Source organism: Brachyspira hampsonii (genome assembly GCF_002214805.1).
Taxonomy (GTDB): domain Bacteria; phylum Spirochaetota; class Brachyspiria; order Brachyspirales; family Brachyspiraceae; genus Brachyspira; species Brachyspira hampsonii.
In genome coordinates this window covers 2,767,572-2,790,425 of record NZ_CP019914.1, presented here as the reverse complement: position 1 = coordinate 2,790,425, position 22,854 = coordinate 2,767,572, and the positions used below count along the sequence as shown (strand labels likewise).

Annotated in this window: 16 protein-coding genes and 1 pseudogene; 3 read left to right on the top strand and 14 right to left on the bottom strand. The window is 28.2% G+C overall.

Going from position 1 to position 22,854, the window contains the following annotated elements; translation table 11 throughout:
* Positions 1–20: 20 nt before the first annotated feature.
* From BHAMNSH16_RS12265 to fliD, 4 genes are all read right to left on the bottom strand, one after another.
* Positions 21–1,190, bottom strand: coding sequence for a restriction endonuclease subunit S (locus tag BHAMNSH16_RS12265; protein ID WP_008730670.1), 1,170 nt, complete (start codon positions 1,188–1,190; stop codon positions 21–23).
* 86 nt (positions 1,191–1,276) lie between these two features.
* A complete protein-coding gene (locus tag BHAMNSH16_RS12260; RefSeq protein WP_008730671.1) occupies positions 1,277–4,372 on the bottom strand; it encodes a DEAD/DEAH box helicase in 3,096 nt (1,031 codons plus the stop codon).
* A 197-nt stretch (positions 4,373–4,569) separates the two neighbouring features.
* Positions 4,570–5,340, bottom strand: coding sequence for a patatin-like phospholipase family protein (locus BHAMNSH16_RS12255; protein WP_008730673.1), 771 nt, complete (start codon positions 5,338–5,340; stop codon positions 4,570–4,572).
* A 67-nt stretch (positions 5,341–5,407) separates the two neighbouring features.
* Positions 5,408–7,609 carry a flagellar filament capping protein FliD gene (gene fliD / locus BHAMNSH16_RS12250; RefSeq protein WP_008730675.1) on the bottom strand — a complete coding sequence of 734 codons (2,202 nt, stop codon included), beginning with the start codon at positions 7,607–7,609 and terminating at the stop codon, positions 5,408–5,410.
* Positions 7,610–7,831: 222 nt separating this feature from the next.
* Here fliD and BHAMNSH16_RS14775 point away from each other — a divergent pair.
* Positions 7,832–7,994: pseudogene (locus tag BHAMNSH16_RS14775) on the top strand (NINE protein).
* A 247-nt stretch (positions 7,995–8,241) separates the two neighbouring features.
* On the opposite strand, the gene BHAMNSH16_RS12245 reads toward BHAMNSH16_RS14775, so the two are convergent.
* The 3 genes from BHAMNSH16_RS12245 to BHAMNSH16_RS12235 form a co-directional block, all read right to left on the bottom strand.
* Positions 8,242–9,135 carry a helix-turn-helix domain-containing protein gene (locus tag BHAMNSH16_RS12245; protein WP_069731537.1) on the bottom strand — a complete coding sequence of 298 codons (894 nt, stop codon included), beginning with the start codon at positions 9,133–9,135 and terminating at the stop codon, positions 8,242–8,244.
* Positions 9,136–9,241: 106 nt separating this feature from the next.
* Positions 9,242–9,880 carry a DUF3226 domain-containing protein gene (locus BHAMNSH16_RS12240; RefSeq protein WP_069731536.1) on the bottom strand — a complete coding sequence of 213 codons (639 nt, stop codon included), beginning with the start codon at positions 9,878–9,880 and terminating at the stop codon, positions 9,242–9,244.
* The gene (locus BHAMNSH16_RS12235; protein WP_069731535.1) at positions 9,873–10,850 is read right to left on the bottom strand and encodes an AAA family ATPase; all 978 of its coding nucleotides are present in this window, start codon (positions 10,848–10,850) and stop codon (positions 9,873–9,875) included. Before BHAMNSH16_RS12235 ends, BHAMNSH16_RS12240 begins: the two co-directional genes overlap by 8 nt.
* A 140-nt stretch (positions 10,851–10,990) precedes the next feature.
* Here BHAMNSH16_RS12235 and BHAMNSH16_RS12230 point away from each other — a divergent pair, with 140 nt between their 5' ends.
* Positions 10,991–12,109 carry a radical SAM/SPASM domain-containing protein gene (locus tag BHAMNSH16_RS12230; protein ID WP_069731541.1) on the top strand — a complete coding sequence of 373 codons (1,119 nt, stop codon included), beginning with the start codon at positions 10,991–10,993 and terminating at the stop codon, positions 12,107–12,109.
* Between the two features lie 23 nt (positions 12,110–12,132).
* Here the strand turns inward: BHAMNSH16_RS12230 and uvrC are convergent, their stop codons facing one another.
* Positions 12,133–13,974, bottom strand: a complete 1,842-nt coding sequence (gene uvrC, locus BHAMNSH16_RS12225) for an excinuclease ABC subunit UvrC (protein ID WP_008731798.1) — start codon at positions 13,972–13,974, stop codon at positions 12,133–12,135.
* A 287-nt stretch (positions 13,975–14,261) separates the two neighbouring features.
* On the opposite strand from uvrC, the gene BHAMNSH16_RS12220 reads away from it, so the two are divergent.
* Positions 14,262–15,230, top strand: coding sequence for an Rpn family recombination-promoting nuclease/putative transposase (locus tag BHAMNSH16_RS12220; protein WP_069731534.1), 969 nt, complete (start codon positions 14,262–14,264; stop codon positions 15,228–15,230).
* A gap of 234 nt (positions 15,231–15,464) precedes the next feature.
* On the opposite strand, the gene BHAMNSH16_RS12215 is transcribed toward BHAMNSH16_RS12220, so the two are convergent.
* The 6 genes from BHAMNSH16_RS12215 to BHAMNSH16_RS12190 form a co-directional block, all read right to left on the bottom strand.
* Positions 15,465–15,863 (bottom strand): phosphoribosyltransferase, encoded by a 399-nt coding sequence (locus tag BHAMNSH16_RS12215; RefSeq protein WP_008726822.1) that lies wholly within the window; start codon positions 15,861–15,863, stop codon positions 15,465–15,467.
* A gap of 26 nt (positions 15,864–15,889) precedes the next feature.
* A complete protein-coding gene (gene pheT, locus BHAMNSH16_RS12210; RefSeq protein ID WP_069731533.1) occupies positions 15,890–18,313 on the bottom strand; it encodes a phenylalanine--tRNA ligase subunit beta in 2,424 nt (807 codons plus the stop codon).
* 85 nt (positions 18,314–18,398) lie between these two features.
* Positions 18,399–19,418 carry a phenylalanine--tRNA ligase subunit alpha gene (gene pheS, locus BHAMNSH16_RS12205; RefSeq protein ID WP_008726823.1) on the bottom strand — a complete coding sequence of 340 codons (1,020 nt, stop codon included), beginning with the start codon at positions 19,416–19,418 and terminating at the stop codon, positions 18,399–18,401.
* A gap of 110 nt (positions 19,419–19,528) precedes the next feature.
* On the bottom strand, positions 19,529–20,338 hold the full coding sequence (locus BHAMNSH16_RS12200) for a DUF4037 domain-containing protein (protein ID WP_069731532.1): 810 nt from the start codon (positions 20,336–20,338) through the stop codon (positions 19,529–19,531).
* A 206-nt stretch (positions 20,339–20,544) separates the two neighbouring features.
* Positions 20,545–20,961 (bottom strand): PaaI family thioesterase, encoded by a 417-nt coding sequence (locus BHAMNSH16_RS12195; protein ID WP_008726825.1) that lies wholly within the window; start codon positions 20,959–20,961, stop codon positions 20,545–20,547.
* A 462-nt stretch (positions 20,962–21,423) separates the two neighbouring features.
* Positions 21,424–22,812 carry a sodium-dependent transporter gene (locus BHAMNSH16_RS12190; protein WP_008726826.1) on the bottom strand — a complete coding sequence of 463 codons (1,389 nt, stop codon included), beginning with the start codon at positions 22,810–22,812 and terminating at the stop codon, positions 21,424–21,426.
* Between the last annotated feature and the right edge of the window lie 42 nt (positions 22,813–22,854).

The following is a 22,854-nucleotide window of genomic DNA, read 5'->3' as shown; positions in this document are numbered from 1 at the left end:
ATACAATTATATTCAAAACTTTAAATCCTCACCTCACCGGTTAGAAGCCTCTGCATAAGCCCTTTCTTCTGCTGTTTGCGAAGCTCCAACTGCTTTTTAAGATTGTCAATCTCTTCGTCTATAACCGAAAGCAGCCCCGCAATTTTTTGCTGTTCTTCAATAGATTTTGGAATTTTTATCTCCAAATATTGATATTCAGAAATCCAATATCTTTTATGAGCTTCAGCATTGAATTTAATCATTTTTATTAATTCATATATTAGTTTTAAATTATATTTATTTGAGCTAAGTATTTTAATTGCTGAAGATTTTACTTTAAAAGGGAAATTAACATATTTTGTTTCTGTAGTAAAATCATCAAAAATTATGACCGGAAGTTTATTGTATATGCCAATTTTTTCATCTGTATAACCAAGTATAAAAGTTTTTCCAGCTGTCAAAACAGGACATTCATATCTGTCATTATATTCATCGCTTTTAACTATATAATTATTAGGTTGTTCATATGAAAGAATATCCCCAAGCCTCACAGTCTGCCATTCATCTTTAAAACCCTTGAAACGAACTTCACCGCTTAGCACTCTCTGCATTACGCCTTTCTTATAAAGCTCTTTCTTCTCTATTAGTTTAGTAAGGTTCTCTATAACATCGTCGCATAATGACAAAACTTCCGCTATACGCTTTTGTTCGTCTAGGGGCGGCAATATAAAATGTATTAATTTTATTTCATCTATTGAAGCTACATTTTGTATAGCACCACCTCTAGCATCACTGTATATTTTATCTTGAAATATTTTACTTTGAAATAAATTTAGAAAATATTTATTATCTATAATATTATTATTTAATTTTATTTTTAATAAAGCTTGATTTATAATCCCTTCTTCAACATCATCAGGAAGTAATATTATTTTTCCTAAAGTTCCTGAACAACTAACTAAAAAATCTCCTGCTTTACATTTAAATGCTGATAATTCATTGTATTTTTCTTTTGTAATTCTATATCTACACCAATAAGGATCATTATTAATTGGATTATATTGTTCAAAAACTTTTATCCCTTCTTTCACAAAAAATTCTTTCTTTAAAGAGCTACCAAAAGGTCCTCTTTTCATCGAATATTTTTCATTAGCTAAAATATCTTTTAATTTAAATTCTTTCCAACCTTGGGGAAGCGGCAGAGCTTTCATAATATGCCTCTATTAAATATAATATGTAATTCTTTACTATATTATACTATATTATACTATATTATATAAAAAATTCAAAATTATTATTAATTTATCAGATTCTTCACTTCCTCCCAGCTTAATTTATTTATGTCGCCCATAGAATCGCCCACTACAGTATCAATCAATAAACGCTTTTTATTCTGAAGTTCTAATATCTTCTCTTCTATGGTGCCTCTTGTGATGAGCTTATAATTAGTTACAACGCGTTTCTGTCCTATTCTGTATGCTCTGTCTGTTGCTTGATCTTCTACTGCTGGATTCCACCATAAATCATAATGCATCACAGTATCAGCCTGTGTTAAGGTGAGTCCTGTTCCTGCTGCTTTAAGGCTAAGTAAGAATATAGGTGCTTCTCCGGCATTGAATCTATGAACTAAATCCATTCTGTCCTTTGTAGAGCCGTCCAAATAAAAATAATCTATTCCCAATTTCTTAAAAGCAATACGCATGAGATTAAGCATTCTAGTAAATGAGCTGAATACCAATACACTATGTCCGCCTGAAATAGCTTCTTTAATCATCTCTATAAACATATTAAACTTGCCGCTTGTATGACTCTCGCCTCGTAAATCTTCATGCATTAATCTTGGGTGGCAGCAAACCTGTCTTAATCTTGTTAATGCTGAAAATATTTCTATATGAGACTGAGCAAAACCTTTTCTTTTTACCGTTTCAAATATTTCTATTCTTGCCGCTTCAAGTATAGACATATAAAGTTCTTTTTGATCTTTAGTTAAATCGCAGTAGCTTACAACGGTATGTTTAGGAGGCAAATCTGTAAGTACATCAGTTTTTAATCTTCTTAATATGAAAGGTGCTATTCTTGTCTTTAAATTATCCAAAGCCTCGCTTGAACTGTCCAACCCTGCAAGTATAGGAGCTTCATAATCTTCAACAAAATCCTTATGCTTGCCCAAAAATCCAGGCATAAGAAAATCAAACATTGACCACATCTCGCTTATACTGTTTTCTATAGGCGTACCGCTTAAAGCAAGTCTTTTTAACGATTTTAAACTTTTAACCATTTTTGCATTCTGAGTATTGGCATTTTTTATATGCTGAGCCTCATCTAGTATGAGATAGTTAAACTCATTTTCACTCAATGCTTTTACATCTCGTCTTAATGTAGAATACGATATCACCGCAACATCATAATTACTTACAGCTTTTATCTTTTTCATTCTTGTTTTTAAATTGCCTGATAATACTATTACTTCAAGAGAAGGAGCAAATTTTTTAATCTCGCATTCCCAATTAGCAACGCATGAAGTAGGAGCAACAACTAAAGAAGTAAGTTTATTTCCATTTTCTTTTTCTTTTAGTATTGTAGCTATAGTCTGAAAACTTTTGCCAAGCCCCATGTCATCTGCAAGTATTCCATTTAATGACATATCAGCTAATTTTCTAAGCCATTTATAACCTACTAACTGATAGCTTCTAAACTCTCCGACTATATCTTTAGGAGGTGTCTCATCATACTCAACCCTTTTTATATTTGCTATAGTATCCACAGCATTATCGTCCAAATCAAGCTCTATACCGCTATGTTTCTCAAGCATATCTGCAAAATAAGGAGCACTGAACATAGGAAGCAAGTATCTATTATCCTCTTTTTGTTCTATAGGATTTTCTTTAAACATCTTAGCTATATAATCAATTACTTCCAAATCTATAGGTACAAATGAACCGTTTTGAAGCCTTATATATTCTTTATTTTCTACTTTTACAGCCCTTACAATTTCAGATAAATCATGAAGCTCTTTAACACCTTCAAAAGAAAAATTAATCTCAAAGAAGTTAATATCTTTAGTTAAAGAAACTCTCATTTTAAGAGGCTTAACATTCAATTTTAATGATTTGAAAGATTCACTATAATAACAAGTCCAGCCCCTGTCCTGAAGTGCAGGAAGTATTTTGTAGCATAAATAAAATATCTTCTCATCATCTGAAGTAGCAAAAGTATAATCTCCGACTTTCTCCAAATATTTAGATAATGTTCTGCAGAAATATTCTTCCTTTTCATTATCTCTGTAAATCTCTGTAACCTCATTGTCAAACATATTGCTGCTTGTAAACTTTCCGGAATAAGGGTCAACAGTAAAAGAACCATATTTAAACTTTATAGTAGAAAATACATTAGTGCCGTCATAATCCAAAAATACCAATGCCTGAGCTGGAAAAGCCAATATATCATTTTCTTTTATATCTTCAGGAAGCTCTATATTATCAAAGTCTTTTTTAAGATTAGGAAGCACCCTTGAACAGAAATCTTTTATATAATCTTTTTTTACTATTATACTGTCTTTAAAAATATTCTTTTTGATTTTAGGGTATGAAGGATTAGTTTCATAGAAAATATCTTTATAAAGTATAAAATCACAATTCTCTCCGAATGTATATACTCTATTTAAATCAACATCTTTTATACTAAGATTAAGCACTAAATCTTTTTCTTCGTTATAGTAGCTTTCCAACTGTAAATTTAAAATATCATCGCTGAATGTTATAACTCTGCTTTCAAGCCTTATATTCGGCACATCTTTTAAAAGCATAAGACACTGATAAGCATTATAATCTTTAAACCATAATTTACCATTTTCCTGTATTTGTTTAGCCTCTGAATACAAATTATTTAAAAATCTTATTAATCTAGCCTCTGTCTTGCTGAAATCTTCAAGCTCTATTACTCTTTCAATATCTTCAATATTTTGTTTATCTCCAATAACGCATGAAAATAAGAAATTCTCAAGCTCTCCTACTCTGTATTCTTTTTTATTTTCCAAGTCTATTAATTTTAAAGAAAGCCCCAAAGTCCTTTCATTATTACTGTCGCCCCTTAAAGATAATAACACCGATAAACTATAATACTCCCTATAAAGATTATCCCTGTAATTATCCATTAAAGGAGATCTGGTATAATAAAGCCAATCTTTGCGTAAAGGATCTATTATTTCTGATGATTCTTCTTTCCTGCTTCTGTCTATTCTCTTATTATCGCTTTCTGTAATAATAACACTGTTTGCTATAGTTTTTATAGATGCATTTGCAAGCTCATCATTTTCTTTAGCATTAGCATTTAAATTTAAAAAAGGATTATCATTTTCCTTAATTTTCTTTTTAGACTTACCCCTAGTATTCATTCCCATAACCTTACTATATTTTTACACATCATTTTTAATGGCTTTTATAATAATAGAATTATTAAAAAAGTCAATATTATATATTGTATAAAAAAACATGATTTTTGATAATATGTAAAAAAGAATAGTTTTGATTATATTATGATAACTAAATTATGTTAACACAATATGCATTTATAGTTGTTTTTTATATTATTTTATCGCAATATACTCAAATCTTTGAAATAATTTTGGGCATCATTATAACCCTGTTCTATTCTTCTTTCAGCACCTTTTGGAGAGAAATCAAGCACGCCGTAAAAGAAATTGCCTAAGTCTTTAGAGGGATACATTTCATAAATATTGACATTATCTTTCTTTTTCACAGGCTTTTTATAATCCAAATGTATAACTATTATGTCTGTACAATTTTCATAAAGATAAAGAGGCTCTATAGGACAATCATCTGTATAATAGCCGTCAAGATAGAATTTATTATCAATCTTTTCTGTAGGAAATACCGCTATAAGTGCGGAAGTAGCTAAAAGTATTTTCTTTATTCTTTCATTAGAATTGCCGTTTAATTTGAAGTATTTTGATTTTATAAAAAATGGGGCATTATATTCTGTACAGGAAGCGTATATATTAAAATGATAATTTGACAAAAGATTAAGATCTATATATTTATCTATGATTTCTATTAATCCTTCTCTTGAAAACATACCGAATATAGAAGATTTATCAATTTTAAAATAGTCCTTAATCTTTTTAGACATTAGAATTTTTGTTTCTATTTCTTCTTTCCAGACTTTTACGGCTGTATCATAATTATTCATAGCCATAAGACAAGCATTCAAAGCACCTACAGAAGTTCCGGAAATAGCAGACACTTTATCATATATACCAGATTCTATTAAATATTTCCAAACGCCTATATGATAAGCACCTCTTCCCCCTCCGCCGCCTAATACAAGTCCGATTTTTTTCATACTCTGATTATTATAAAAAAATACTATTGCATATTAAATACACAATAGTATTATATTAAATTAATAATTAATTACCGCCATTATTCTGATTAAGTGAAGACTCAAGTCTCTTTCTTTCTCTTTCAGCCTGCTGCAATTCTGCCTGCATTTGATAATATGAAGCTAATCTCTGCTGTCTGTATTGTTCTATACGATCTTTTTCATCGTCCATTCTTCTTTTATTATCATCTAAACGGCTTCTGGTCATAGCAATACTATTTTCAACAATACCCCTTGTTTGAGAATAAGGAGTTATAAAATCGCTCATAGTATAAGCAACTCCTGTATCCGGCACATCATCGCCTGTGGTATCATTAGAAAATAATTCTTCTATACCGTCCATCTGCGTTTCTATTTTATTCATGAATTTTTCTTCATCTACCTGTAAGAAACCTTTTTTTACTTTAGACCATTCCTCTCCGGCATTTCCTCTGTTTATTCCTATCTGATCTAGAAGTGCCAATTCCTCACCGTACTCTGTTTCATAAGCATCAGCAACTATCATTCTCACCCTTTGAGATAAAGTGCTTACAAGAGTATTTCCGCTGAATACCCCTACAAAATAAAGTTTCTTTCTCAAAGCATCATCTGTCATATCATAATTAAACTCTATTCCCAAAGTGGTAGCCAAATCATTTAAATCGGTTCTATTCATAGCTTCAAGTCCGTCTCTAATATCTCTCGATAAAGGTCTTTGTGTAGTATCATTAAGAAGATCTATAACCTCATTATAAGCCCTTATAAAATTAGCTATAGCATTAACTACTCCCTCTTTATCAACTTCAATAGTAGTAGCAAATGCCTCAGGAGTAACTTTTTTAGCTGTAATATTAAGTCCATTAACTACATCATTAAACTCATTACTTTCGCTTAATACATCAACTCCGTCTATAGAAGCTCTAGCATCTGTAGCCTCTGAAACCAAATAATTAGGTGCATCTTCTTCCTTGCCCATATCCTCAACTAATAAATCCTTATAAAATACATTATATCCTGGATTCTTATTTATAAGAACAACCTCTGTTATTACATCGCCCTCTTCAAACTGTCCGCCTATAGGAATATTCAGTCTTTGCCATGAGGCACTTATAGTAGGTAAAGCAAAGAATTTTTCTACCTCATCTCCTGCTTTATTTATATATTTTACACCGATAATCTCAGAGTTAAATCCTGTAGCATCTATTGGTTCAGGTGCTTCCGCTTCAAGTCCTTCTTTAGCCTTTCTTTCTTCTTCTAAGGCTTCTTTATATTTCTTTATATCTTCAAAAGTTCTAGAGCTGTCTGCAGGTGATAAACCTTCTCCGTATAATTCAACATCTTTATATATTACGCTGTCTATTTTATTAAAAGTTACGCCTGTATCAGGTATAGACAAATCAACTGTAGGAGGCATAATAGGAGCTTCTTCATCATCTAAAGTATCAGAAACTCTAGCTGTTATAGATAGAGTAATATTTTCATTAGCTTCTGCCTCTCTATGCAATGGAAGTGATAATTTATTCTCGCCCTTTAATACTATAAAGTCATTTTTTACCATATAGTTAGTAGTTAAATTATCTGATTCATCTTCCCATTTATTCAAAAGCTGCTCATTAAATATATGTCCCAAATGCCTATAAGGGCGTCTAGTAAACATATTTAGCTCTTTCAATATACCGGAATCATCGCTTACAACTTCTACTATATTTTTGGAACCTGTTTTTACTAGGTCCATAGTAAGAACCTGTAAATTTCTTGATTTCTGAGTTATTGTAGTTTTTATTTTCTTACCGAATGCCTTATCTATAGCTTTCTGCAAATTTACCAAACTTCCGCCTGCAAAATCTATAGTAGTTTCTTCCTCTCCTATTTTCAGAACTATTTTTCCCGCAGGAAGAGTATCAGTCATATTGAAAGCCTTTGATGAAAATTTCTGGCTTGCCGCTATATCCTTAATAGCTATATCATAAGTGGTGGTATTTGCTAATCTATTGGCTGTTACTGTAAAATAATCCGGTATGCCTTCCCCTGTACCTACATAATTTTTGAAAGGAGAACGAAAGCCGTAAAGCTCTTTTGAGGCTGTAGATAGCGTATCTAATCTGGATTTTAAATCCTCATAAGCAGATATTTGTCTTTGATAATCCCTTGCATTATCTGCCAAATTAGAAAGCGTGGTGCTTCTTTTATTTACCTCTGCTTCCACTGCATTTTTATATACTTCATCAAGAAAAGCTTCACTTGTTGCCATATACACACCTCTCCTTATAATAATATATATTAATAAAAACTAAAATTCTAATATATTTGTAAAATAAATCTATTTTTAAATTATCGGAACAATGAAAAAAATAATAAGAACAATATTTTTTATTATAAAATAGTCTTTTGTACTTGAATTTTATTTTAATATACTATACTATAGTACGGTAGATAAATTTAAGGGAGAGTTTGTGGAAGTTTCAAATAAAAGCTGATTTTAGCTATATTCCTGCCGGTACATAGATTCTATGTAGGAAAAATAGAGGCATACTATATCTAATTACCGCAGGAGTATTTGGTACATTATAGACATTGTAATGATCATATTAGACAAATTTACCGATAAAGAAGGAAGAAAGCTAAAAAATAAGTAAGTTAATCAAGGTTAGTATTGTTATGATGCTAACCTTTTTATTAAACTTTAAAAATCTGTTGCTTCTCTAATTAAAAACTTTTATAATTTAATATATTAAAAATGCTTTTCATAACTTCATTAACTTTTTTGATTATTGTTCCATTACTCTCTCCAATATAAATATAAATACCCTGCTTTGATTATCATAACAAATATACATATTCTTATTTAGTATACTAAAAACAAACAATAAAACATACTTAATATTAAGCCCTTTTTAAAAACATTAATTTTCTTTTGGTGAACTCTATAATCTCATCTTCAGTCATCTTATCAAAACCAAGCCTTTTTTCTTCCTCAAGCAATTTTAATTTCTCTTCACTCTCTTTCTGCATTTTAATTAACTCTATTTCTTTAAGCCGCTCTTCTCTCTTTATCAATTCTTCCTTGCTGTAATGTCTTTTAATAGTGTTTTCTCTGTCTCCTTTCATTAAATATATTTTTAAATAGATAATAAAATCAAGCCATATACCTGATAAATTGTCTTTATACTCTACTTTTTGTTTTGCCAAATTAATAGAGTCCCTCCAATCATATTTCCTATCATAGAAAATTGATTTAATTTCTTCCTGACTGTATTTAGTCTTAAAAGAATGTACTTGATATAATTTACTAGCTTTATTTCCTGTAAGAAAATTAAAAGTATTAATAAGATCATTTACAAATATATCAAATTCTAAACAAGCAGAGGGAGAGTCAATTTTTGTATTATCTTTATTATTTAAGTTATTATCTTTATTATTATCTTCGTCTTTTTTATCTATACCGTCGCCCAAATTTTTACTACACTCTATAGGCTTTTTTGCTGATACAAAATTAAATTTTTTTATATATATTTTTCTCTTCTCATTATTTTGTTTAGTTTTATCATACACGCATTTTATATAATTATATTCTTCAAGCTGTTTTACAGACCTTGAAATAGTATCTTTACTCACAGAATAGATTTCTGCAAAATAATTATTATTAGCCCAGCAATAGCCCTTATCATTGGTAAGTGCTGCTATTTCTCCGTAAATAAGTTTTGATAATGATTTTAATCTCTTATCATGTCTTACATTAGAAGGTATTATAGTATAATAGTTTTTATTATTTTTCATTTTTATTACACCTTAAAAAAACTTTATACTATATACAAAAAATATAATAGATTATAAGTTTATATTAATGCTTTTTTATCATTTTCTATTGATTTATTTTAATTTTTTAAATTAATGATTTTAAAAACTCTTTCAAATCATCTAGTATGCTATTATCTAAATCCCATATATCTTTTTTCATAGCAGACTCAAAACTGCAGAATTTACTAGCTTGTTTTTGTTCTGATTTACTGCATGTATCAAATCTAATATAATTATTTATATAGAACTTATCAAAATCTTTATCACTTATATATTTTCCATTATTTTTTAAGCATTCTCTCCAACTCTCTAAACAATCAGCAAAAACAGAATCAGATTTTTTTATTGATTTTAATATAGTTTCTAATTCTCCATATCCATCTACATTCATAATATAACATACAAAATCAATATCGAGTTTAGAAGACTTTTCTAATTTATTTATTACTGTAAGATTTACATCATCACATACATTTTTCAAAGCATTATTTATAAACTCAATTCTTTTATTTATACCTTCTTTATCAGCATCCAAAATAATTCCTACTCTATCATATTTATCAAATTTTATATCTTTCAATTTTTTATTAAGGTTACTAATTCCATCTAAACATTCAAATTCACAAATACATTCAACATTTACATTATTAATATTAGAATGTTCAATTAATCTTTCTATAAAAAATTTATCATTTTTACTTTCAACTATTATTAAATTATTCACCTCTAAACTCTCCATTATTAAGAAGTGCATATTCTAACTGCTCATTATCTCTATCTTTTATATTAATAAGTCCTGTTTTTTGATTTCTATAAAACTCTAAATATAATCCTTCATTGTCTTTATTTTCTTTATTAAAAGCCTCTATGCATTCTTTTGAATGAGTAGCAGCAAATACCTGACAATTAGCCTCTTTAGATATATCAAAAATCAATTTCCATAACTTAGGATAATTTGTATAATGTATTCCATTTTCTATTTCATCAATAAATAAATATCCGTCCTTACTAGCCCATATTGCACAAATGATTGCAATATATCTATTAATACCTTCACCAAATGAAGATAATAAAACAGGCTTCTCTCTGTCTTTTAACTTTAATTTCAATATAACCTTATTATTATTAAATATTTGCCTAAGACCAATAATATTTTCATCAAATATTTTTAATGAATTATCAACATAATCTTCCTTACCCAAATTTGTTAATTGACCATATAAAGATGCTGTATATTCTTCGTCAGTTTTAAAAGAATGTATAAAATGATAATCATCTTTAATTATTATTTTATCATTACAAAAATCGTATATATCTAATTCAAATTTACTATTATCAACAATTAAATTAAAATAAGGATGAATAATCATTTTATTTTCTTTTGACGGATCTTTTATATATACCATTTTTATTTTTTTATTATTGTATTTAATATTAATAATATTCTCATCATCATTAAAAAAATCTATATCAATATCATCATTTTGTCTGCTTTTAATCATTTGTCTTATATTAGTATGAAGCTTCAAAGCATCTTCTGAATATACGGCAAGATTAACTCCTTCCATAAAAGAAGTTTTTCCTACATTATTCTTACCGCCTATCAAATTAACTCTTTTAAAACCATCAAATTCTAACTTTTTAAAGCATTTAAAATTTTCAAAACATATATTTTTAACAAAATGATTTTCCATTACTGCCTCTTAATATTTTAAAAAATATTATAGTTAATCATATACTAATTATTATATTTTTACAATAAAATAAAATCTCAAACAATATATAACGATTATAAATATTGAAATTTATAAAATTATGTATTAATATAAAATCTATGAATAATGTATCAGTATTAATTAAACCATCATCATCTCTATGCAATATAAATTGTAAATACTGCTTTTATATAGACGAAGCTAAAAACAGAAAAATAGAAAATAACGGAATCATGACTGAAAAAGTAATGAAAGCTGTAATAGATAAAGTTCTTCAAAATGCTGATAAAAATGCCTTATTTTCATTTCAGGGCGGAGAACCAACTGCAGCCGGAATTGAATATTTTAAGTCATTTATAGATTATGCTAATGAAAGAAATAAAAAAAACATCAATATAAATTACAGTATACAAACCAACGGATTATTAATAGATGATAAATGGTGCGGTTTATTCAAAAAAAATAATTTCTTAGTAGGACTTTCTTTTGATATAATAAAAGATATACATGATAATTATAGAGTAGATAAAAATAATAATGATACATATAACAAAGTATTAGAAACTAAAAAATTATTTGATGCTTTAAATGTGGAATACAATATACTTACAGTTCTTACATCCGAATTATCAAAATACCCTAAAGACATATACAAAAAGATAAAGAAGCTGAATATAAAATATACTCAATTCATACCATGCCTATCTGAAATAAATTCATGCAATAATGAATATTCTATAAAACCAAAAGAGTTTTCATACTTCTATAAAGAAATATTTTCATTATGGAAAGAAGATTTTTTTAATAATAATTATTATAGTATACAGTTCTTTGACAATATTATTCCATTATTTTTTGGAGGCTATCCTCCTATGACTTGCGGTATAAACGGAAAATGCACAAATCAGATAATAATAGAAAGCAATGGAGATGTTTTTCCTTGCGATTTTTATTGTTTAGATGATTATAAAATAGGAAATATAGCAGAAGAAGATTTGGCTGATATTTATTCAAGCAGCAAAGCAAAAGACTTTATCAATGAAAAAATAAACAGAATAAATGATGAAAGCCATTCATTATGCCGCTCTTGTAAATACTTAAGAGTATGCAGCTCTGGATGCAAAAGAATGGAAAACAATATGTACATAGATGAAAGCGGAGATTTCTGCGGATTTAAAGATTTTCTTGATTATGCTATAAATGATATGATGATAATATGGAAGATGATATCAAGATAAATGAGTTTATAATAATAAATAACTTATTTATGAAAATGTTCGTATATATTATTTGCTGCTTTATAGCTTATTCCTGGTATATTTCTAATGCTTTCAAAAGATGCATTTTTTATATTATCTATATTTATAAAATGAGAATACAATTTCTCTATAGTTTTTTTACCTATACCCTCTATATTTTCAAGTTCACTTTTAACCATTTCTCTGCTTCTTTTCTTACCATGACTGCTATTAACCCATCTGTGAGTTTCATCTCTAACCTTCTGTAAAAAAAGTCTGGCGGGTTCATTATCGCTTAATTGTACAGGTTCATTTCTATTTGGCAAATATATCTCCTCAAACTTTTTAGCTAATGCCATTATAGGCTGTCCTTTTATATCAAGTTCTTTCAATGCCTCTATTGCTGAATTAAGCTGTCCCTTTCCTCCGTCTATCAGTATTAAGTCTGGGAAAGTAAGATTCTCATCTCTAAGCCTTTTATATCTTCTGTAAACCGCCTCTTTGATAGAAGCAAAGTCATCTATGCCTGTAACTGTTTTCATATTAAATATTCTGTAATTCTTATTGTCAGAAACCCCATTAACAAATCTTACCATACCAGCCATAGTATAGCTTCCCTGAATATGTGCTATATCGAAAGACTCTATTACAGAAGGTGCTTTTTTCAATTTGAATATCTCCTGAAGCCTTGTTATTCCTAAAGGTATTTCTCTTATCAATGCCTTTTCTTTAAATAAATGTTTGGCATTCTCATTTGCTATGCTCATTAAACCTTTTTTGCTTTTATCGAGTTTTATATCAACATCTCTGCCTGAAACCTGCTTTAAATAATCTTTTATTATATCAGCATCATTAATAGGAAAATCCGTAGATATAGAAGCAGGTATCAAATTGGCATGAGTATAATACTGAGTAAAAAAAGCAGAAAGTATTTCAGAATATTTCGATACGCCTTTTTCTGAATAATATTCATCATCATTCGGAGAGTGCATACTGAAAGTTTTTCTGTCAGCAAGTTTACCTCCTTTAACTGATAATATAACTATTATATAATTTCCATTCTCTCCATAAGCTCCTATTATATCAATATCATCGCTTTCAGGAATATAAATACTCTGCTCTACTGTTATATATTTAAGCAAATCAATTTTATCTCTCAAATCTTTAGCCGCCTCAAACTCTAACTTCTCAGCATGAACAAACATCTCCTGCTTTAATCTTGCCACTAATTCATCAACATTGCCATCAAGCACCATTATAGCATCCTCTATGGTTTTATCATAATCTTCTTCACTAATTAAATCGGCACAAGGAGCAGTACATTTTCCTATATGATGATAAAGGCATGGTCTTATAGGTCTTTTAAGCGGAAAATCATATTTGCATCTTCTTAATTTGAAATTATCAATTATAAACTTTACTATATTATCCGCCCTTTCAGCAGCAACATAAGGTCCGTAATATTTTTTGTATTTTCTTGCATTATCTTTATCTATTACATTTCTAGCCTTTATCACTCTCGGAAAATGCTCATTTGTTATTGCTATAAAAGGAAATGATTTCTGATCTTTAAGAAGTATATTATAATGCGGCTTATGCTTTCTTATCATCTCAGCTTCTAATATCAAAGCCTCAACTTCATTTTCTGTAAGTATATAATCAATATCTCTTATATGCTCTACTAATGCTGTTGTTTTTGCATCTTTATTTGAATTGTTAAAATATGATGAAACTCTTTTCTTTAGAGATTTTGCCTTACCTATATAAATTATTTCGGATTTGGAATCCTTCATAAAATATACTCCGGACTTATCCGGAATAATTTTTAATTTTTCATGTATATAACTTTTAACTTCCTGATTCATAATTTTCAACTTTTTATTAATTATACATAAAATAATAAAGTTTGTCAAAAAAGTATACTATATATTACTTTGTATATTTTTTAATATTATAATCATTAATATATAGTTAATCAATATAAATAAAAATTTCATATAAAAATTACAAGTAATAAGCCTCATATTTTAATAGTATTAATATAAATAGATAGAATTATAATTAATATTTTATTATCACATATCAAAATTAAAAATTAATAAATAAAATTATACTAGCTTTACATTTATAATTAATTAAGTATAATAAAACTATGAAAGATTTGGAAAAATTAAAACAAATACTAAATGAAACAGTTACAATAAATAATTTAAATAGGATTAATGATTATTTTATACGCTATTTATTTTCATATGAAGGAAATGAAAACATAGCTTTGAATTTCATTAATGCCGTATTTAAAGATTTAGACTTTGAAACTTTTGAAAAAATAGAAATATTAAATCCGTTCAATATAGCAGAAAATTACAATGAAAAAGAATCTATAGTCGATATTAAGGCTACTACAGAAACAGGAATAACCGTATTAATAGAAATTCAATCCAAAGGTAATGAGGATTTTATAAAAAGAGCTTTATATTATTGGGCTTATAATTACAGCAGCAGTTTAAACAGAGGTTCTTTTTATGATGAATTGAAACCAACTGTAAGTATCAATATAACAAACTTCATACTAACAGATGAGGATAAAGTTCATAATTGTTATGTATTGAAAGAATTAAATAATAATAAGATTCTTACAGATCATTGTCAGCTGCACTTTATTGAGCTTCCTAAATTCAATTTTAAAGATATTAATAAAAAAATAGAAAATCTTGATAATATACATAAAGAATTCATTTCTTGGGTAAAATTTTTTAAAGGAGAAGATATGTCAAATTTAATAAAAGAAAATACTATCTTTGAAGAAGTAGAAAAGAAATGCCATACTTTCGTCAATAATACTCCTGTAATGGATAAATATAAAAAGCGTGAAATAGATGCATATTTCTTTGATAGGAGTATAGAATTAGATTTAAAAAAAGCCAAAGAAGAAGGAATAACTGAAGGTATAGAACAAGGTATAGAACAAGGTATAGAACAAGGTATAGAACAAGGTATAGAACAAGGTGAAAAAAATAAAGCAATATCAATAGCTAGAAATTTCAAAAAATCCGGTATAGATATAAAAATCATAAGTGAAAATACAGGTTTAAGTATAGAAGAAATAAAAAAATTATGAGCGTTTACTAAATTTATTTAGCAAACCATTTAAACGAATAATTTTTTATGAATATAAATAAAGAAATAAAAAACTTGTGAGTATGTGATAGATATATATTTTTATTAAATAATTTTTTATGTATCATAAATAAAAAATCGCTAATATATATTTAATTGTATTTAAATATAAAAAAACAAACATACTCCTATAAAAATAAGAAAATGTTTGTAAAAGTGAAATATCTATATATAATTATTTACTAGATGCTTTAGTCTCCCAAGGAAATAAAAGCCAATTATCATGATTAATATTTTTATAACTGTATCTAGGCTTTATTTTACTCGTATGCTCTCTTACAAATAAAGTAGCAATATCAAATTTCTGATCATCAAAATATTTTAAAGTTTCTCCTGTATCTGATATATCATCAATAATTAAAGCAGATTTATTTTTTACTTTTAATCTCCAAACTTCTTCCATATTTAAAACCATAGGAACTTTAAGTCTATGCGAAAGCATAACTGCAGGTACTAATCCGCCTCTTGCTAATCCGTAAATAACCTCATAATGAATTTTTGAATCTTCTATTTGTTTCGCTAATACTTCTATAGCTTCATCTATATTTTCCCAAGTTATTATATCGTATTCCATTATAAACCCTCTTTAATCTTCACAAATTATGCCCTTAAATTAATATCAAATCTTGTTTTTAGCATTTCAAGCAAAGATTTTTCCACACTGTTAATATCTTCTTCCCTTAAAGTTTTATTAGGATCATAATAAGTTATAGATATTGCTATGGACTGTTTTCCTTCTTCTACTTGTTCCCCAACATATCTATCAACTACACTCACATTCTGTATGATATTATTAAACTTAGTTATAGATTTAATAACCTTGCTGAACTCTATATTATTGCCGCAAACTAAAGCTAAATCTCTGAATACTGCCGGATATTTTCCTATATCTTTTAATTTCTGTTTTTTAACTCTCTCTTTAACCAACTTCAAAGTTTTTCTTATATCAATATCCAAGAAATATACTTCTCCGTTTATATCGAAAAGTTTAAGAAGTTTAGGATGAAGTCTTCCAATAATACCTATTTTCTCCCCGAATATAACAATCTCACCAGACATAGTAGGTATAAACCATTTATTCTCTTTAGGTATTAAATTATAATCAGTACATTTTAAATCTCTCATTAAAAGCTCTTCTATCACTCCGCTCATATCAAAGAAATCATAAGCTCTTGCTTCTTTATTCCATAGTTTTTCCTGATAAAGTCCGAACATAACAGCAGATAAATGCTTTTCTTCTATAAAGTTTTCATTTTCTTTATAGAATATGTTTCCTACTTCAAATAAAGCACCGTTTTTATGCCTGTGATTCTGATTATAAGCTACACTATTAAGAAGTGAAGCCAAAGTTACAGGTCTTAAAACATCCATTTCATTAGTTAATGGATTTACTACTTTTATCAATTTTTCTTCTTCTATTCCCATAGCCTTAAATACATTACTATCCCCCATAGAATACTGCTTAGTTTCATAAAGCCCATAAGAAGCCATTCTATGCTTAACAAAGCTCACTTCAGCATAATCAGTGTTTATAGGATTACATTTTATATGCGGAACATTTGAAGATATATTATTGTAGCCATATACCCTTGCTATTTCCTCTATTAAATCTTCAGCTATAGATAAATCATGTCTGTAATAAGGTATCTCTACTTTAAGATTATTTTCCCCTAAAGCTACGGCTTTGAATCCGTATCTTTTGAAAATAGAAGATATTTCCATCTTATTCATATTAAGACCTAAATATCTTTTTACAAGTCCGCAGTCAAATACTATTATATTAGCATCAAACTGCTTAACATTTACCTCTTTAGATCTTGAAGCTATTTTGCATGAATTATCCAAAGTAACTATTAAATCAACAACTCTATTCAAAGCGGCAAGTGTAAGAGTATGATCTATATCTCTTTCAAATCTGTATGAAGCATCTGTTTTTGTCTTAGTTGCTATTGTAGATTTTTTCACCGCTATATGATCAAAATATGCACTTTCTATTAAAATATTTTTAGTATCATTTTCGATTTTAGTGGAATCACCGCCCATAACTCCGGCAACGCCAATAGGTTTTTCGCTGTCAGCCACTACCAAAACTTCGTCTGTAAGGTCTATTTCCCTGCCGTCAAGCAAAGTAATTTTTTCTCCGTTTCTGGCATTTCTAACTATGATTTTACCATCTTTTATTTTGTCAAAATCATAAGCATGCAAAGGCTGTCCGTATTCAAGCATAACATAGTTTGTAACATCAACTATATTATTAACAGGATTTATACCGCACATTTTTAATCTTTTCTGCATCCAATCAGGAGAAGGTCCTACAGTTATGTCTTTTATAAGTCTGCCTACATATTTATAGCAGCTGTCAGTGCTTTCTATTGTTATGTCTATATTACCACCTGCAGCATCATAAGTATTAACAGAAGGAATGCTTACTCTTCTTTCTAAAACTAAAGAACATTCTCTGGCAAAACCTATAATACTTACCAAATCTCCTCTATTTGCTGTGATTTCAACATTAAATATATGATCTGTACTTCCTACTATTGTAGAAAGAGAATTTCCTAATATGCTGTCTTTATCAGCATTAACTTTTTCTATATCTTCATCTAATATCCATATACCATATACGCCTTCTACTTCTTCATAACCCAATTCTGTTCTGGAACATAGCATACCATTACTTTCAAAACCTCTTATAGAAGCCTTTTTTATGGTTAATCCGTTTGGAAGTTTAGCACCTATCATAGCCACAGGAACATATATACCCTCTTTTACATTAGGGGCACCGCATACTATTGAGAGTGTATCTCCATCGCCAACATCAACTTTACATACACTTAATTTATCAGCATCAGGATGTTTATGTACAGATGTTATTTTACCTATAATAACACTCGGTATATCGCCTCCTGTAGTTTCTATAGATGAAATTTCACTTCCTGCTAAAGTTATTTTTTCAGCAATTTCCTCTACACTAAATCCGTCTAAATTAACAAATTCTTTTAGCCAACTTAATGGAACTCTCATTATTATATCCTCAACTTAATTCACTTAAAAATATTTTTATTATTGCTATATATTTCAGCCTCTATACTTATTTAATTAAATATTTTCACCATTGCTTTAAGAAATCTATATCGTTTTCATAAAACATTCTTATATCAGTTATTCCATATTTAATCATAGCTACTCTTTCTATACCCATTCCAAATGCAAAACCTGTATATTTATTTATATCATATCCAACATGTTTAAATACATTAGGATGAATCATACCTGCTCCCATAAGTTCAAGCCAGCCCTCTCCGCCGCATGTTTTACATCCGCTTCCTCCGCATATTACACAAGTAGCACTCAAATCTGCACCCGGCTCTACAAATGGGAAATAATCTGGTCTTAATCTTATCTGTGTCTTATCCCCAAACATTTTTTTACAGAATAATTCTAATATACCTTTCAAATCATTAAAACTTATTCCATTATCAACCATAATCCCTTCAACTTGATGAAATACAGGAGAATGTTTTGAATCTATAGCATCTCTTCTTGCACATTTACCCGGTGAAACAACTGCTATAGGAGGAGGCGTTTCCATCATGGTTCTTATCTGCATGCCTGATGTATGAGTTCTAAGTACATGATCTTTAGATATAAAGAAAGAGTCATGACTATCTCTTGAAGGATGATAATATGGTATATTTAATGCCTCAAAATTATGAAAATCATCTTCTATCTCGTTACCTTCCACAACTCTAAAACCTATTTCTGTTAAAATTGAAACTATTTCCTCTTCTACTCTGGTAAGAAGATTAATTCCGGCAGATTTTGGTCTTCTTCCGGGCATAGTTATATCTATTTTATTCTTCTCTAAAGAAGATAAAAATTCCCGCTCGGATATTAAATTTTTCTTTTCCAATAAAGAATTCTCACAATAACTCTTTATCTCATTAATCTTTTTTCCGAACTCTTTCTTCTCCTCAATATTATCTATAGAAGATAGACTTTTCAAAAGCTCTGTTATTTTTCCTTTTCGCCCTAAATAATGAATTCTTATATCATCTATTTCAGCCTGAGTATTAGCATTTTCTATGCTGTTTTTTAAAAAGCTATGAAGCTCCTCTAGATTCTCCATTGATTTTTCCTATAACACAAAATTAAATACCGTAATATTATACCATAAAATTATTTTCAATACAATAAAAAAAATGATATATTATATTAATGAATTTTATGTTTAATAATTTAAAAAATTTTTTCAATATTTTCAATAAGAATTTTAACTTTTTTCAAAATATTTTTATCATTTTCTTTATCACACAATAAAATATTTTTTATATCTTTATCAAAATTATTTGGAATTTTACTGCATAGCTTGAATACATAATCTAAAAGCTTCTTTTCTCCCACATGAAGTTCTTCATTTAATGCAAATAAAATATCAAAATATGATGATAATATAGCCGTAATCCTATGATTAATACTAACAATATCATTTCTTTTTACTGCTTTTTCTAATTGCTCATAAAAAGATGCTATTTTCTTTCCGTACATAACATTAAAATTTTTTTCTATTATGTTGTTTTTTAATTTATTAGGATATTCTCCATTTAATTCATCTTGAAACTTCTTAAATTTTCCGCCTTTATCATAAAGTATATTAGAATGTTTGATATTGTATAAAAAAGCAGTAGTATATCCTATTTTTGAATTGCAGCCTCTCCATACATATTCCATCTCTCCTTCAGCCCAAGATAAATCCCTATACATAAAATCCAAACATATACCGCTGTCTTTTAATATCATCTCATCGCCATACTCAAAATAATCATTTCCTATTTCATAATAAGAAGCATATTTCTCTGCAAATTTTATCCTCGATTCTACATCATCTTTATTCTTTAATAAGCCTTTGGAATAAACATAAATATCATAATCTGACATATCATCATTTATCAAACTACTCCTTGACCCTGATAAAACTATGGAATCAATATTATTATTATTTTCAGTAATTGTTTTTATATAATCATTCAATATATCATTTATATGCATAATAATTTCCAAATATATAATTTTTTAATTATACTTATAGTATTTTTATATCAGTGTAATTTTTGCTTTGTACTATATAAATATAACTGTAACACAAATTCTTTTACAATGCTTACATTATGATACTTTATAATACTTTATGCTAATATATTCTAATTTATACGCTTTAAGCAGTTAAAAATAAAAATGACATCAATTTATAATTTTTAAGAAGGCTCTATCACAAACATAGTGGCTATCATTTTGGCAAGCATATTATCTTCTTCATCTCTTATAGTAGATTCTACTATAATTAATCTTTTACCGGCACTTATAACCTCACCTGTGGCTATTACTTTTTTAGAAACAACAGGCTTTAAAAAATGTATTTTTAATTCAGAAGTTACTGTTTTATAGCAATCCTTAAGCATAGTGGCAGCAGCATGACCTCCTGCAGTATCTGCAATAGCCGAAACCATACCTCCATGCATATATCCCAAATATTGTGAAAACTCTTTTTTATTCTCACATGATATTACAGCTTTTCCCTTTTCTAAATGTTCAAGCTTCATTCCTACAAAAGATAAAAAATCCTGAGATTCAAATCTTTTTTTTATTCTTTCATAAACTTCTTTTTCTAACATCTTAATCACTCCTAATATAATTTTAAGCAGTCATTTATTTTATATTATAGAACACTTATTTCAAAAATCTTTATGATAAAAATAAAATACTCAATTTATATTTTTATCAATTTTCCAAAATTCCATTAACATATCAACTGACCTATACAGATATTATAAATATTTTTATTATTAAATTATTAAAAATATGTTTATATTATTTAAAAATTCAATCAATATTCTAGTAACTGAATCTGATATTAAATAAATATATTTTGTAATTAGAAATTTAATTAATTTTTATTATTAAATTATCTATAGAAAATATTTGATAATCATAAGTATAGCATAAAAAGATATTAAAGACAATATTTACTATTTGACTATACAAATGAATAAAACCTATTATAAAAACCTATAAAAAATAATAAATAAAGCCAAGCACATAAAACTATACTTGGCTATAATATTTAATTCAATATTCTAAATAAAAAATTTATATATATAATTAATAATAAACATAGCAAATAATATCAAAGGCAGAAAATAAGTTACATAAATTCTTGAAAATTTAGGAAATTTTATTCCCAAACCAGAATCTACTTCATTAATGAAATTGTCCCATCCCCAGCCATATTTTGACACGCAGAATATTATTATATATATCCCTCCAAGCTCAACCAAATTATAGCTTACTATAAAATCAAATAAATCTAAAAAGCTAGTATTTTGTCCCATAGGCTGTATGAATGACAACACATTAAAACCCAAAGCAGTAGGAAGCGAACATATAAATACTACTATTCCAACTAATATAGAAGCCTTATTTCTATGCATATTAAATTCAGACATAGTAAAAGCTATTAAATTTTCAAATACAGTAACAACGGTAGTTAATGCCGCCATAGCTAAAAATAAAAAGAACAATGTCCCCCATAATCTAGGCATAGGCATTGAATTAAATATATTAGGTAATGTTACAAAAGCTAAACCAGCACCATCTCCGGGATTAACCCCAAAGGCAAAACAAGCCGGAAATATTACAAGACCAGCAAGAAATGCTATTAAAGTATCTAATATTACTATTATTATAGATTCATTAGTTAAAGATCTTTCCTTTCCTATGTAGCTTCCGAATATGGTCATACTTCCGACACCAATTCCCAATGTAAAAAATGCCTGCCCTAAAGCTGCATATATAACCTCAAAAAACTTCTCTACTCCCCCATCAACCATTTTGGATAAATCAGGAAGCAAATAGAATTTTATACCCTCTACAGCACCTTCTAAAGTAACAGATCTAATTATTAATACTATTACTATAACAAATAATGATGACATCATAATTTTAGATGCTCTTTCAACACCCTTTTGCAGTCCTTTAAAGCATATCAATATTCCTAAGAATACTGAAATGAATAAACTGAAAACCATTATCGCAGGATTGGAAAGCATCTTTCCAAAAAACTCAGCTATACCATCAGGTGTGAGTCCCAAAGTAACTCCTGAAGCCATATAATAGGCATAAGTGATAGTCCAGCCTGTAACACTAGTATAAAACATCATAAGTATTAAACAGCCTAACATTTGCACATAGCCTATTAAATGCCATTTAGAACCTTTTTTCTCTATTACCTTATATGAACCTGCAATATCTTTTTGTCCTGCCCTTCCAATACTAAATTCCATTATAAGTATTGGAAGCCCTACAATAGCTAAACATATTAAGTATATAATGACAAAAAGAGCTCCTCCGTATTTTCCTGTTATATAAGGAAATCGCCATATATTGCCAAGCCCTATGGCACATCCGGCCGATACAATAATAAAACCAATTCGGTTAGATAACCTCTCTCTTTTTTCATTATCCATATAAAAACCACTCCATAAAGTTTATTAATCATAATATTATAC